This window comes from Actinomycetota bacterium (assembly GCA_035536535.1).
Taxonomy (GTDB): domain Bacteria; phylum Actinomycetota; class JAICYB01; order JAICYB01; family JAICYB01; genus DATLNZ01.
This window is the reverse complement of sequence record DATLNZ010000147.1, coordinates 1-12,588: the sequence shown is the minus strand read 5'-3', so window position 1 is coordinate 12,588 and position 12,588 is coordinate 1. Positions and strand designations below refer to the sequence as shown.

Here is a 12,588-nt window from a genome sequence, read left to right as displayed (position 1 = left end):
GCCGGTGCCGAGCTGGACGCTCGGCAGCGTCGATGCCGCGATCTCGGATGTTCCGTTGGTGCTGCGGAACGCGGTCGCTTTCGACGGGCCACCTGCGTTCGCCGGCTGGGGGGTCGGCGGGTTTCTGAGCCCGCAACACCTCCACGAAACGGCGTTCATCGTTATCGACCTGTCGCACGACAGCCTGGTCGCGGTCGAGGGCGATGCGGCCGCTGTCTCCGCGTGGCTGACCTCGCGATACCCGGATCTTCGTCCTCTCGAGGTGAAACGGGAGCCGGGAGAGCTGGTCGTCATCGAGGCATCCGTCGCGGGCTCGCAGCCCATACGGGCACAGATCAATACCGGAACGGACCTGACGGAGGTCTCGCCGCACGCCGCAGGGGGCCTGCGCGGGACGGCACCCTTGGAGATCGGCTATGGAGTCAGCGGCACCGAAGTAGAGGGCGAGCACGCCACAGGCCAGACTCTGCGGGTGTCGGACTGGGAGTGGCCGGTGCCGCGAGTCCTGACCCGGGAGCAGCCGCCTTGCGACGACGGGGCGCCGCCGCTGCAGGCCCAGGTGGGGATGGACCTCCTCCGCGCAACGGTGCTGGCCGTGAGCGCCGACCGGTCTCTGCCCGTCCTCTGGCTCGTGCCCCCCGGAGAGGCGTAGTTGGAGCAACTCGAGCTGCGATTCGAACTGATCGCCGGTGACTGGGAGGATCTCGCCCGGTGGATCTCCAGTGAGCAGTGGCCGTTCCACCTCCGCACGCAACCGACCTTCGACGACGTCCTGGAGCAGGCGGGACGGGGCAACTTCGCATCCGAGGAGGTCCGCTCGTTCTGGGTGTTGCAGACACCAGGACCGGCCGCAGGGTTCTTACGCATCTTTGACATCGGCGACGTGACTCCACTGTTCGACCTTCGGGTCAGGAGATCGGACAGGGGACAAGGCGTCGGTACGGCCGCGCTGCGATGGGCCACGAGTCACGTCTTCGAGACGCTCCATGAGGCCAACCGCTTTGCGGGGTACACGCGCCACGACAACGTGGCGATGCGTCGCGTGTTTGAGCGCTGCGGCTTCACCCCCGAAGCCCACCACCGCGAGGCGTGGAGAACCGACTCAGGAGAGTTGGTCGATTGCGTCGGCTATGCGATCCTCAGACGCGAGTGGGAGGAGACCGTCGAAGCGAGCACCCCGGCGGCCTCCAAGTGTCCGGATGAGCGGGCTACTTGATCCGGGTCGGAGCCGCACAGATCCTCGCGTTCCGCGCGCGTGCCACGCACCTGCACGAAAGGCTCGCGCGGACCTCGCTGGTGGAGGCCGCCAGGGGAGGGCTCCAGGACAGCGCGCCGCGTGCCGCGGTCATCTCCCTGCACGCGCGCGTCCGGGACGTCGAGCCGTCGGCCTGGGAGGACCCGGCCCTCGCGCAGATCTGGGGGCCCCGGGGCGCCGACTACGTGATCCCGCGCGAGGACCTGGCAGTCTTCACGCTCGGACGCATGCCGCGCGACCCCGATGCGCAAGCCGGGCTGGAGCGGATCGCGGACGACGTCCACCGGGTTCTCGAAGGCCGGACTAGGGAGCCGCGCGTCGTCGACGAAGCGCTGCCCCACCTGGGTCACTCCACCCGCGCCGCTGCGATCACGGGTCGCGTGCTCATCCGGTGGGACGCGAGCAGGATCTGGCTGATCCCGGCGGAGCGTCCGGAGGCCGACGCGGAGGAGGCGCGGCTCGAGCTGGCACGACGGTTCCTTCGGTGGCTCGGCCCCCAGACGAAGGACCGCTTCACGTGGTGGTCGGGCGTTGATCCAAAGGACGCGACGGCGACGTGGCGAGCGCTGTCCGGGGAGCTGGCCGGGGTGGAGGTGGAGGGCGTGAAGCGGTTCGTCCTGGAGTCCGACCGCCAGGCGCTCGTGGGGGCCGAGCCCCTGCGGGGGGTCCGGCTCATCCCGCACAGCGACCCCTACATCAAGACGGATGGGCACCTGGCCGTGGAGGACGAAGCAAAGCGGTTCGAGGTGTTTCCACAGCCGAAGGTAAAGCCGGACTTCTGGCCGGTCTCCGGTGCCGTCGTAGTGGACGGACGCATTGTCGGCTCGTGGGCGCGACAGCAACGGCGTGTGACCGTGAACCCGTGGGAGCCGATGGACCCCCGCACTAAAGGGGAGGTCGAGCAGGAGGCGCTGACGATCCCGGTTGCCGCGTCCTCGCGCCCGCAGGTGCGCTGGGCTGTGTAGCCGGGGCTTGTCCCCGAGCGTAGGATCTTTGGGCGATGGACGGTTTGGCAGAGTCGCTCGCGTTTTCTCTGATCGCGCTGCCCGTCATCCTCCTGCTCTTGGCGGTCCGTCGTGCGTTTCGGGTCATGCTTCCTGAAGTTGCAGAGCCGCCCGTAACTCCACCCGCGGGACCACCTGCGGATCCGCCCGGAAGCGGAGTGCGGGAGCCGCGACGGCCGGTACCCGCGTCGGGGGCCGGCGCAGTCGCGCTGCCGCTCCCCGAGCCCGACCACCTAAAAGACGCTGGGTAGCCCGCTCCGGCGCCTTCGATCGAGGCGCCGGTCTGTGGTCTTCTTTGCTGCATGGGGGTGAGTCGGCGCACGGAACTTCCCGCTGGGACTGTCACGCTGATGCTGACGGACATCGAGGGCTCGACGCGGCTGCTCGCCAAGCTGGGGGCCGAGGAGTACGGAAGACAGCTGGTCGCACACCGCGACTTGGTCCGTGCCATCCTGCTGGCGAACCAGGGCGTAGAGGTCGACACGGAAGGGGACGCCTTCTTCGTGGCGTTCTCCCGCGCGCCCGACGCCGCGAAGGCCGCACGGGACATCCACCGTGCAATGGAGGGCTCCCCGATCCGACTGCGGATCGGCCTCCACACAGGACATCCGGAGCTCGCCGGCGGCGGCTACATCGGCATGGACGTGCACATGGCGGCGCGTATCTGTGCGGCCGGCCACGGCGGACAGACCGTCCTGTCCGAGCCCGCGCACCACCTGGGCGGGTCGCCGGGTCGCGACCTGGGCATGCACCGGCTCAAGGACTTCCCGCAGCCCGTCCGCCTCTACCAGCTCGAGCTGGACGAGTTCCCGCCCATCCGGACGTTGAAGCTGTCGAACCTTCCGGCCCCCGTCTCGCCTCTGCTGGGTCGGGCGCGTGAGCTTCAGGAGCTGACTGAGCTGGCGCAGGCACACCGGCTGCTCACGCTCACCGGCCCGGGTGGCATCGGCAAGACGCGGCTGGCGCTGGAACTGGCGAGCCGGCTGGCCGGCGTTCATGAGCATGGAGTGTGGTGGGTACCACTGGAGGGAGTGCCGGAGCCTGGTCTGGTGGTGGCTGCCGTTTCCGATTCCCTCGGAATGTCCGGACGTCTGGACGACTACCTGGCGACCCGGAACCTCCTCCTGGTCCTGGACAACATCGAGCACCTCATTGACGCTGCGCCGGATCTGTCCGGGTTGCTCGAAAGGGCGCCGGGGCTACGGCTCATCGTCACCAGCCGCCAAAGGCTGGCTCTCGACGCGGAGCAGGAGTATCCGATCGCGCCGCTCGACCAGCGCGAAGCCGCTGAGCTGTTCCGGGAGAGGGCGCGCCGGGTCAGACCCGGGTTCGAGCTGGACGCGGCGGCAGAGGAGATCTGCGAGCGGCTGGACCGGCTGCCGCTTGCGCTGGAGCTGGCGGCGACGCGAGTGAAGCTCATGACCCCCGAGCAGATTCTCGGCCGGCTGGAGCGCCGACTCGACTTTTTGGCGGGGGCCGGGCGGGATAGGTCGCAGCGCCAGTTGACGATGCGCGCCGCCATTGGATGGAGCTACGAGCTGCTGGACCCCGAGGAGCAGCGGTGCTTCCGCGCGCTTGGCGCGTTTCCGTCCACCTTCGACGTCGATGCGGCGGAGGCGGTGTGCACCGCCGACCTCGAGGCGATCGCTTCGCTCGTGGACAAGAGCCTGCTTCAGCAGACGGAGCCCGGCCGGTTCTCGCTGCTTGCCACTACGCGCGACTACGCACTCGAGCAGCTCGACTCTGCCGGCGAGGCGGCCGAGGTAAGCCGGCGGCATTCCGAGTGGTTCCTCGGCCTCGTGCAGACAGCTTCTAGAAGCCTCGGCTCATCGGAGTGGGGAGCCTGGGTAGCGCGGCTGCGCGTCGAGGCGGACAATCTTCGCGCCGCGATGACTTGGGCTCTCGATTTCGATGTTGACGCTGCCGCCCACGCGAGCAGCGTCCTGACGCAGGTTTGGTACACGCGCGGACACTTCGCCGAGCCAACCGTCTGGCTCAGGAGGCTGCTGGCACGACGAGCGGAGCTGGACTACGCCACCGAAATGGCGGCGCTGGTCCGATATGCAAACGGCTTGTTCTTCTGCAACCAGTTCGAGGACGCGGAGGTAGCCGCGCGGGAGGTCTTCGAACTGGCCATCCAGACAGACGATTGGCCGTCGGCAGGGTCAGCGGAGAACGTCCTCGGGTGCGTCTTGTGGGCGCGCGGCGACGTGGCCGGGTCGGTTGATGCGCATAAACGGGCACTCGAGCTGCACCGCAGGGCGGACGACAAGATGGGCGTGGCCCGAAGCCTTCACATGCTCGGCGAGAGGCTACGCGACTATGGCGATCTCGACTCGGCAACATCCGCGATCCTGGAGTCGATTGACCTCAAGCGGCTTCTGGGCGATGAACCTGGCGTTGTGTTTTCTCTCCACAGCTTGGCCGATACAACTCTGGACGAAGGGGCGCTGAAGGAGGCCGCGAGGAGATACGTCGAGGCGATGAGGCGGGCGTTGGAACTCCGGGACGAGAGGGGCATCACATACTGCGTCGCGGGGCTGGCGTCGGTGGCCGCGCGGGCCGGCGAGCACCAGACGGCGGCAACGCTGTGGGCCCGCGCCGAACAGGACGAGGAGCGGCTTGGCTTCCGGATTCTCCACGTCGAGCGCGCTCGTTACGAAGCAGCCATCGCGCCTATCTTGTCGGACCCCGCCTTTGTCCCGGCTGAAGATTGCGCGCTGGACGAAGTGATCGACTCGCTGATCGACGTACTGGGTGATCGCTAGCCGCGGCAGCGGCGGGCCGGCCCGGACTGCTGCTGACTAGGCGCTTCGTGCTCGGTACAGGTCGCGCAGCAGCGCAATCTCCGCCGCGTGGTGGATCGCCTCCCGGTTGATATGCAGGATCAGCTCGATGTATGGAGACTGCGCGTACGGGCCTTCCGCCGGGCCGACGGGCTTCCACAGGTCCTCTTCCGAGAGCTTCGAGATCCCGTCGCGCCACGCGCCGTAGCTCTGGTCGAGGTAGTCGATCGCCTCGATCGCCGTCGACGGCCAAACAGTCGTCTGGTAGTCCGTCGAGCCGTCGCCGAAGTGGTTGCTGGCTCTCATCCCCAGCACCCCGCAGCCGATGTGTCCGATCCGCCACGCGATCGTCGTCACGGGAGGGGGATCGGGCTCGGGCCACTCCCAGTCCAGGACCAGGTCACCTCCGCCAGCGGCCATCGAGGTTCGCGCTTCGCTCCTCGGCCTCAGGTTCCAGGCCCCCGGGACCGGCTCCCACACGTACTCCTCGTCGGTCATCCCCTCCAGGCGCGGACGGAACTGCTCGCGCCAGTAGAAGTCCAGCTGCTCGATCACCTGTCCGCGCAGATCCCTGTCCATACGTGCCTCCTTCAGTCCAGTAACAATCGGACGTAGTCCGGCGGCGCTGCCGGCTCCCGCGTGGCCCCCAGCGTCATGACGTCGCCCTCGCTGGCAACCTCCTTGAACCCGGCGAACCTCAGCGTCACCAGCATCATCCGGTTGCGGTCGTTCGGGACATACTCGGCCTCCAGGTGGGACCCCGCGTCCCGCGCCAGACGCATCACGTGCTGTAGCAGGACCCCGCCCACGCCGCGGGACATCACCCTGCAGGACATCAGCAGCAGCTTCAGCCGCCACGCGTGGTCCGACGTCTGGACCAGCGCCAGGCCGATCGTCCCGTAGGTTCCGTAGCGGTCGGTGAGCGAGGCGACCAGGAGCAGGTGGTCCAGGGAGTCCATCAGCGACTCGAGCTCCTCGCGGGAGTAGGTGCGTCCGGTCGTGTTGAGCTGGTTGGTACGGACGGTCAGCTCCTCCGCGCGTGCCAGGTCCGGCTGTGTTGCGGGCGAGATCCTCATGACCATCCCGAGGCCGGCGAGGAACTCCTCGCGAGGACCCTGGAAGGCCTCCTCCTCGAGGTCCCGCTGCTCGCCCGCCTTGTACATTTCTCGACGCGCGGCGGCCTCCGACGTGACGACGGGAGAGAACTCCGGGAGCGAAGGCAGCGACGACAGGTCCCGTGAGTCGTAGCAGCGGACGTCCGGAAGCGAGTCGCGTACCTCGTCGCGGTCGAAGGGCTGGTCGTCCAGGAATGCGATCGTGTCGGCTCCGATGTTCAGTCGCTCGGCGATGTTCTTGACCCCCACTGCCTTGGTGCTCCAGTTGATCTGGGGGTACAGAAAGTAGCCGTCCAGTCCGGCCTCCCTAAGTCGCTCGAGTGCCGCCCCTTCGTCGTTGCGGCTGGAGATGGAGTGGAGAATCCCCCGGCGGTCGAGCTCCTGGATCACCGCAACCGCCTCCGGCTTCACTCGGACCGACGGGTCCTCCAGGAGGATGCCGTCCCACAGTGTGTCGTCGAGATCCCAGACGAGGCACTTCACATGCTTCATGTCCGGATCAGCATCGTGCTCCACGCAGCGGAGGGGGAGTTGTTCATTACGCACACGAGCTCGCCGGCCGAGATCTCATCGGACGCGACGGCGGTCTGGAGGTTGAATAGGACGTCGGCCGAGCCGAGGTGCCCGCAACGCGACAGGTTCTGGCGGCACGACTTGGTGAACGAGATCCCGAAGGCCTCCTCGTAAAAGCGGAAGGCGCCGTCGGACAGGTTCTGCATGATCCAGTGGTCCACGTCGCCGGCCTTCACGCCGCAGCGGTCCATCACGGCTCCGTTGAGCTCACGAAAGCGGTTGCGGCTTTCGACGGCGAGCTTGAACGAGTACTCCTTGAGGCTGCGGCAGGACTCGGTCCAGTCTGCGGTGGGCTTGTCCCTGTACTCGACCCGGAACAGGTCCCAGTAGTCGCCGTTGGTCTGCAGCGCCACGTCCAACACCTGCATCGGCGCATCACGCGTGAGCAGGGCAGCGATGCCGCCCTCGCCGTTGATCGTCACCGGACGCCGAAACCGGCGCGGCGCCGGCGGCGTGCTGCCGTGGACGACGACGACGTTGGACACCGCACCGGAACCCAGGAGGCCCCGGGCGGTGATGATCGCCGCGTTGATGGATACGCAACCGAGATCGGAGACCGAGAAGGTCAGTGCCCCGGACATGCCCAGCTCCGTCTGGATCCGCGTGGCCTCCGACGTCATGAGCATGTCCGGGACGCGCGACTGCACGACCAGGAGGGCGTCCACGCCGGTGGGTTCCAGTCCCGTGTCCTGGAGCAGGGACCGCCCGGCGGCGACGGCCATGTCCACTGCGGACGAGCCGTCGGCCCCCACGGTCTCGATGCCCAGCCCCTCGAACACGACGCGGTCCGCCTCGGACAGCTCCCGGGTCTCCGGCAGGCTCCCCACCGGCGCGAGCCGGGACGGAAGGGCCGCCGATATGTGCGCGATGCCGCTCACGGAGCGGCCCGACGGAAGGCGAGGTCACAGATGGTCAGCTCCAGCATCTGGTCGGTCCCCTCGATGATCCGCATGATCCTGGCGTCCCTGAGATGGCGCTGGACGGAAGACTCCGGCGTGCAGCCGGCCGCTCCGTGGACCTGAACCGCGTCAGACGCCGCCTTCCAGGCGACGCGGCTGGCGAGGTACTTCGCGGACATCGTCTCTAGGATCGCGTCCGGGTCGCGGCGCATCCTCGCCGCGGCCGCCTTTTCGCACAGCGCCTCTGCGGACGCGACGCCGACTACCATCCGGCTGACCAGGCGGCGGACGAGCTGGTGCTCGGAAATGGGGAAGCCGAACTGCTCGCGCGTGGACGCGTGGGCGGCGCTGGACTCCAGGCAGTCGCGGGCGATCCCCGCGCATCCCCAGGCGATCGAGTGGCGTCCGTGGTCCAGGACGGTGGAGGCTACGTGGCTGAACCCGAACCCCGGCTTGCCCAGGACGTTGTCCGCGGGAACCTCGCAGTCGTCCAGGACGACCGTCGCGAGCATCGCTGCACGGAGGCCGAGCATTGGCTGCACGGGCTCTGTTCTGAGGCCGGGCGCATCCTTCGGGACGACGACGGCCGTCGGTCCGCGCTCGGACGTCCCTATGACAAGGAACAGGTCGGCGATCTGCCCGAAGGTCGTCCAGAGCTTTCGCCCGGTCAGACGCGCGCCGGCGCCGTCGAAGTGGACCGTTGTCTGGACGCTCGCCGCGTCGCTTCCCGTCTGCTCCTCGGTGAGGCAGAAGCCGGCCACCGCGTCGCCGGACGCAAGCCCCGGCAGCCACCGCGCGTGCTGCTCGGGCGTTCCCCACCGCTGGATCGCGTGCGCGACCATGCCCTGGACGGTTACGAGGCTGCGCGTGGAGGAGCACGCGGCGCTGAGTTCGCGGCAGAGAAGGCCATAGTCGAGGTCGTCCATGGCCGCGCCGCCGTGCTCCCGCGCTATCACGGGAGCGAGCAGCCCTTCCTGGGCTAGTACGGCCACGAGTTTGGTGTCCATTCGTCCGGCCGCGTCCCACGCTGCTGAGTGCGCCCGGACGTGTTCGTCGGCGAAGCGGCGGAACCGGGAGGCCGACTCCTGCCGTTGCGGTGTCAGGTCCACCGCGTCAGCTCGACGCCGCGGCCGGCGCCCTTTTTTTTCGCGCCACGAGGCGCGCGATGGCGTCCACGGAGCTGAAGTTCTCGAGGTCGAGGTCGTCGGAATCTATCGTGAGGTCGAAGGTGGACTCGACGAAGGTGACCAGCTCCATCGCGAACAGCGAGTTCACGACGCCGCTGGCGAAGATGTCCTCGTCGTCGGCGGGCACCCGTCCCTTGAACGCGCGGGACACGAACTCACGCACGGGAGCCGCGTAAGCGGCAGCCTCTGTCATCAGGTCAGATTCTAGGCTGAGGCCTCCCAGAGCCGGTTTTGACGGCCCCCCACGCGGCCCGCTTTGGCGCCGCGATATCCTGTTGGGCCGGGCCCCCGACCTCCCCCGAAGCGGCGGCCGGGCACCGCCGATGACCGACCCCACAGCCTCGGAGACGCAGCCCTCAGCCGACAACGCCCACCTGTTTCCGGCCTCCTTCGGGCAGGAGCGGCTGTGGTTTCTGGAGCAACTGCTCCCGGACGCACCTCTTTATACGCACCACGAGGCCTGGCGCCTGCGGGGCCCCCTGGACGGCGACGCCCTGACCTGCGCGCTGAACGACCTGGTGCGGCGCCACGAGACGCTGCGGACGGCCTACTCGCGCAAGGGCGGGGAGCTCCTCCAAGTGGTCCACCCGGAGGTCGAGGTCCGCGTCGAAATCGAGGATGTGTCCGCGGCTCCCGAGGAGGAGCGCGAGGAGCTCGCGCGGGGGGAGGTCCTGGCTTGGGCGGCGGAGCACTTCGACCTGTCGGTCGCGCCGCTGATGCGGGCGGTGCTCGTCCGGATCTCACACGACGACGCGGTCCTCGTCCTCGTGATGCACCACACGGTCGTGGACGGGTGGTCGGTGGGCGTGATCGTCGACGAGCTGTCCGAGCTGTACGCCGCTCGTCTCGAGGCCAGGGACCTGGTGCTCCCGGAGCTGCCGGTGCAGTACGCGGACTATGCGGTCTGGCAGCGCGAGTGGCTCCAGGGGGCCGAGCTGGACGAGCAGATGGCCTACTGGCGCGACAAGCTGGCGGGTGCCCCCGCCGTCCTGGATCTGCCGGTGGACCGCCCCCGACGGCCGGCTCCCTCCTTTGAGGCGGCGCGGGTGCAATTCGCGGTACCGCCCGAGGTAGCCGCGAGGCTGGACGAGCTGGGCAAGGCGGCCGGCGTCACCCCGTTCATGCTCTACCTCGCCGCGTTTGTCGTCCTGCTGTCGCGGTACGCCTCCCGCACCGACGTCGTCGTCGGGACGCCGGTCGCCGGTCGCAACAGGACGGAAGTCGAGCGGCTGATCGGATTCTTCGTGAACACCCTCGTCCTGCGCACCGACTTGTTTGGCAACCCGTCTTTCACGGACCTTCTCGGACGCGTTCGTGAGGTGTGCCTCGACGCCTTCGCGCACCAGGACCTTCCGTTTGAAAAGCTCGTCGAGCAGCTGCACCCCGAGCGGGACCTGTCGCACAACCCGCTGTTTCAGGTGGCGTTCGCGCTGCAGCCGTCCACACCCTCGGTGCCGCGGATGCCGGGGCTGTCCGGGGAGCAGTTCCCGGTCGGCGCGGCGGCGGCGGCCTTTGACCTGACGCTGGAGATGCGCGAGGGGAACGGGACCTTCACCTACGCCACCGACCTGTTCGACGCTGCGACCATCGAGCGGATGAGCCGGCACTACCTCCATCTCCTGCGGTCGATCGCCGGCAACCCGTCGGCCTCCCTCTCGCGAGTCGAGATCCTCCCGGACGACGAACGCTGCCGCCTGCTCGAGGGCTTCAACGACACCGCCCTGGAGGTCCCGGGCGTTTTGATGCACGACCTGATCCGCCAAACCGCTCTCCGCCACCGGGACCGGATCGCCCTGCGATTTGGGGGCCGGGACATGACGTACGGCGAGATGGAGTCGCGCGTGGAACGGCTGACCGCGCGTCTGTGTGCGATGGGAGTGGGGGCCGAGATCTGCGTGGGGTTCTGCCTGCCGCGCGGCTTTGACATGATCTGCGCGCTTCTCGGGATCATGAGGTCCGGAGGCGCGTTCGTCCCGCTGGATCCTAGTTCTCCGGAAGCGCGACTGCGCTTCATGCTCGATGACACGCGCGCGTCGGTCGTGGTGACGGAGTCCTCGCTCGTACATTTGCTTCCGCGGACCGAGGCGTCCGTCGTGCTGGTCGACGCCGATTTTCCGGACGACCCCGCCCCCGCGCCGCCAGCCCTTCACCCGGACAACCTCGCCTACGTCGTCTACACGTCCGGCTCCACGGGGACCCCGAAAGGCACCGCCGTCCAGCACGGGGGGATCACCAGCATGATGCTGTCGCTGCTGGAGCCCTACGGCATCCGCGAGGGCAGCCGCGTCCTGCAGTTCCACTCGGTCGCCTTTGACGCCTGGCTGTCCGAGGTGTTCACGACGCTGTACGCGGGCGGGACGCTGGTCCTCGGCGAGCGCGCGGACCTGCTTCCCGGACCCGGTCTGGGGGACCTCCTGAACCGCGAGCGGGTGGACGTCGCGCTGCTGGCGCCGTCGGCGGTCGCCGTGATGCAGGACAACCCCCTGCCGCACCTGGAGACGATGATCGTGTGTGGCGAGGCTTGTCCGCCGGAGCTGGTGAGCAGGTGGGGACGCGACCGCAGGTTCGTCAACGCCTACGGCCCGACCGAGGTGACCGTCTGCACGCACGTGGCCGTCTGCGAGGACGACGGACGTCCACCACCGATCGGACACACCAACGCGAACCTGTCCTCTTACATCCTGGATCCGTGGTTGAACCCGGCCCCCGAGCGCGTGCCGGGCGAGCTGCACATCGGGGGCCTCGGCGTGAGCCGGGGCTATCTCAACCGGCCCGGACTTACCGCGGAGCGCTTTCTGCCGGACCCCTTCGGCCCCCCCGGATCCCGCATGTATCGGACCGGCGACCTGGCCAGGTTCCGGTCCGACGGGCAGGTCGAGTTCCTCGGACGTCTGGACCACCAGGTGAAGGTCCGGGGGTTCCGCATCGAGCCGGGGGAGGTGGAGGCGGCGCTCGCATCCCACCCGGCCGTGCGCGAATGCGTCGTGGTCGTGCGCGGTGAGGCCGCGGACAAGCGTCTCGCTGCCTACGCGGCGGTCGGCGACGCCGCATCGTCGGTGGCGGACCTGCGGGCGTACCTGTCCGAGCGGCTGCCGCCGTACATGGTCCCGGAGCTGTTCGTCCTGCTGGACTCCCTGCCACACAACTCAAGCGGCAAGATCGACCGGGCGGCGCTGCCGAAGCCGGGTCCGGTGAGGGCTTCGATGGGCGGGACCGTGCTGCCCCCGCGGACGCCCAGCGAGCGTGAGGTCGCCGAGGCCTGGAAAGCCGTCCTGCGCCTGGACGAAGTCGGAGTGACGGACAAGTTCTTCGACGTCGGCGGCAACTCGCTTCGGCTCGTGGACCTGCACGAGCAGCTCGAGCGGCGGTTTCCAGGCTGCACGTCGGTGGCGCAGCTGTTCGAGCACGTGACGATTCGTGACCAGGCGGCGCACGTCGACAGGCGAGTGGGGGAGCCGCGGCCGGTCGCCACCGCGGCGTTCGAGCTGTGAACGCACCCGTCGCGATCATCGGGATGAGCGGGGTCTTCCCGCTCGCCCCCGACCTCGACGCGTTCCACCGCAACCTGCTCGAGGGCGTGGACGCGGTCCGCACGATCCCGACGGAGCGGCTGTGGTTCTCGACGCTTCCGGACGTGGAGTACCCGCCGGCGGCGTGTCTGGACCGCATCGACCTGTTCGACCCCCGGGCGTTCGGGCTGTCGCTGCGGGAGGCCGAGCTGATGGACCCGCACCAGCGCATGACCATGCAGCTGGTGTGCAAGGCGATC

At 68.7% G+C, this 12,588-nt stretch carries 11 protein-coding genes; 6 read left to right on the top strand and 5 right to left on the bottom strand.

Annotation, left to right across the window (positions count from 1 at the left end; translation table 11 throughout):
• The 4 genes from VNE62_09865 to VNE62_09850 form a co-directional block, all read left to right on the top strand.
• The coding region (locus VNE62_09865; protein ID HVE92585.1) for a hypothetical protein at positions 1-652 on the top strand (652 nt) is incomplete at its 5' end.
• Positions 653-1,216 (top strand): GNAT family protein, encoded by a 564-nt coding sequence (locus VNE62_09860; protein ID HVE92584.1) that lies wholly within the window; start codon positions 653-655, stop codon positions 1,214-1,216.
• Positions 1,213-2,220 (top strand): crosslink repair DNA glycosylase YcaQ family protein, encoded by a 1,008-nt coding sequence (locus VNE62_09855; GenBank protein HVE92583.1) that lies wholly within the window; start codon positions 1,213-1,215, stop codon positions 2,218-2,220. Before VNE62_09860 ends, VNE62_09855 begins: the two co-directional genes overlap by 4 nt.
• 341 nt (positions 2,221-2,561) lie before the next feature.
• Positions 2,562-5,027 carry an adenylate/guanylate cyclase domain-containing protein gene (locus tag VNE62_09850; protein HVE92582.1) on the top strand — a complete coding sequence of 822 codons (2,466 nt, stop codon included), beginning with the start codon at positions 2,562-2,564 and terminating at the stop codon, positions 5,025-5,027.
• A 36-nt stretch (positions 5,028-5,063) separates the two neighbouring features.
• Here VNE62_09850 and VNE62_09845 read toward each other — a convergent pair whose 3' ends face one another.
• Genes VNE62_09845 through VNE62_09825 form a run of 5 tightly spaced genes read right to left on the bottom strand, consistent with a single transcriptional unit; the run spans position 5,064 to position 9,012 of the window.
• Positions 5,064-5,624, bottom strand: coding sequence for a DinB family protein (locus tag VNE62_09845; GenBank protein HVE92581.1), 561 nt, complete (start codon positions 5,622-5,624; stop codon positions 5,064-5,066).
• 11 nt (positions 5,625-5,635) lie between these two features.
• Positions 5,636-6,652, bottom strand: coding sequence for an HAD-IIIC family phosphatase (locus tag VNE62_09840; protein ID HVE92580.1), 1,017 nt, complete (start codon positions 6,650-6,652; stop codon positions 5,636-5,638).
• Complete coding sequence (locus tag VNE62_09835; protein HVE92579.1) at positions 6,649-7,611, bottom strand: 3-oxoacyl-[acyl-carrier-protein] synthase III C-terminal domain-containing protein; 963 nt, start codon at positions 7,609-7,611, stop codon at positions 6,649-6,651. Before VNE62_09835 ends, VNE62_09840 begins: the two co-directional genes overlap by 4 nt.
• Complete coding sequence (locus VNE62_09830; GenBank protein HVE92578.1) at positions 7,608-8,741, bottom strand: acyl-CoA dehydrogenase family protein; 1,134 nt, start codon at positions 8,739-8,741, stop codon at positions 7,608-7,610. Before VNE62_09830 ends, VNE62_09835 begins: the two co-directional genes overlap by 4 nt.
• A 4-nt stretch (positions 8,742-8,745) precedes the next feature.
• Entirely contained in the window at positions 8,746-9,012 is a 267-nt protein-coding gene (locus VNE62_09825) for a phosphopantetheine-binding protein (GenBank protein ID HVE92577.1), read from the bottom strand.
• 130 nt (positions 9,013-9,142) lie between these two features.
• On the opposite strand from VNE62_09825, the gene VNE62_09820 reads away from it, so the two are divergent.
• Both VNE62_09820 and VNE62_09815 read left to right on the top strand, forming a co-directional pair.
• Positions 9,143-12,310 (top strand): amino acid adenylation domain-containing protein, encoded by a 3,168-nt coding sequence (locus VNE62_09820; protein ID HVE92576.1) that lies wholly within the window; start codon positions 9,143-9,145, stop codon positions 12,308-12,310.
• A partial coding sequence (locus VNE62_09815) for a beta-ketoacyl synthase N-terminal-like domain-containing protein (GenBank protein HVE92575.1) occupies positions 12,307-12,588 on the top strand: 282 nt, incomplete at its 3' end. The genes VNE62_09820 and VNE62_09815, both read left to right, overlap by 4 nt.